The following is a 1,305-nucleotide window of genomic DNA, read 5'->3' as shown; positions in this document are numbered from 1 at the left end:
GTCTACGCAACTTAAAGGCTAGCAGCTGGCCATTGCTGCACCTGATGCCAGCATCAGGCCAGCCTGTCGCCAAGTGCTTTCACCGCGTGGCCTCCGATGCGGAAGTACGAAGCGTCTTCAACAGTTCGTCTCGTGTCAGCCAAACGAGCCAATCGTCGTCATTTATCCCCTGTGCGGGTAAGTGCAGGACTGATCCGTGCGGTTCGCAATGGAGATAGCCGTAGCGATCGACTATGCCTTTTTCGATATGCCAGCCGGCAACCAGAGCGTAAATGAAGTCCGGCGACCATTTAGCCCATGCCAGCCCGAAAGCTATGCGACCAATAAGGGTAGAGAGTCCCCGGCCTCTAAAGTCCTCTCGCAACCAGATGTCGCCATGATACGCGACCTGCCCGGTTATGCTGCGAGCAGTCGGCGCATCGCTACGAGACGAGGAACCGGCCCCCGCTTTGAGGCTAGGATCCGCGAACCAGGCTCTGAGCGATCCAAGGTGCTCAGCAAGGTCTACGTTGGATAGATCATCTAAACGCAGTGCCTGGACATGCGCTACCCTTCCTTTCCCATCCCGCCCGACGATCCAAAAGGCCTTTCCAGGTGGAAGAGCAGACGTATCAGGACGAAAGCTTGGATAGGTCGGTGACTTACCGGGAACTCTGCTGGTAATCGCAATGTATTCCTCAAAATCGTCACCCATCGTAATATGGAGGCCGGACTTGCGTCCCAACTCTTGTGCTGCATCGAGGTAGTTCGAAACCTCTAGCGTCGTCACATTGCTATCCATGCCGCTGCACCCCAATCTTTGGGCTGACCAAACATAGCTTCTACAGTTTCCGGCAAGCACTGATACTACCGCATCTGGTAGTTGACGCGCAGGCTAATGGATACGAAAGCGTGTCCAGGCAGCAGCCTGTTAACACCTGCTGCCCTTGTGGGGCCGAACGATGGAAAGCGGAGCATTGCGTTGGTTTTCGACTATATCATTGTGGGTGGGGGGTCCTCGGGATGCGTCGTGGTGAACAGGCTCTCCGGCGATGGAAATCGTGTGCTGCTCATCGAGGCTGGTCCCGATACGCCTCCGAACGCCGTCCCGGACGACATCCTCGATGGCAATCCGACGCGTGCTTACTTCAATCCCGACTATCAGTGGGCGACACTTGAAGCGACGATGATACGGGACGGCCGCAAGCCGGTTCATTACGAGCAGGCCCGGATCATGGGTGGCGGCTCCAGCATCAATGCCCAGGTGGCGAACCGCGGCGGCCCCGAAGATTACGATGAATGGGCATCAAGTGGTGCAACGGGCTG

2 protein-coding genes are annotated in these 1,305 nt (G+C 56.9%); one reads left to right on the top strand and one right to left on the bottom strand.

The window, feature by feature from the left end; genetic code table 11:
• Window positions 1–79: 79 nt before the first annotated feature.
• A complete protein-coding gene (locus NKI99_RS33715) occupies window positions 80–781 on the bottom strand; it encodes a hypothetical protein (protein ID WP_352613740.1) in 702 nt (233 codons plus the stop codon).
• A gap of 180 nt (window positions 782–961) precedes the next feature.
• Between NKI99_RS33715 and NKI99_RS33710 the strand changes: the two genes are divergently transcribed.
• A partial coding sequence (locus NKI99_RS33710; RefSeq protein WP_352613738.1) for a GMC family oxidoreductase N-terminal domain-containing protein occupies window positions 962–1,305 on the top strand: 344 nt, incomplete at its 3' end.

This window comes from Mesorhizobium sp. M0239 (assembly GCF_040321815.1).
GTDB lineage: Bacteria > Pseudomonadota > Alphaproteobacteria > Rhizobiales > Rhizobiaceae > Mesorhizobium.
Note: the sequence above shows the minus strand (reverse complement) of the source record. Positions and strands in the feature narration are given on the sequence as shown.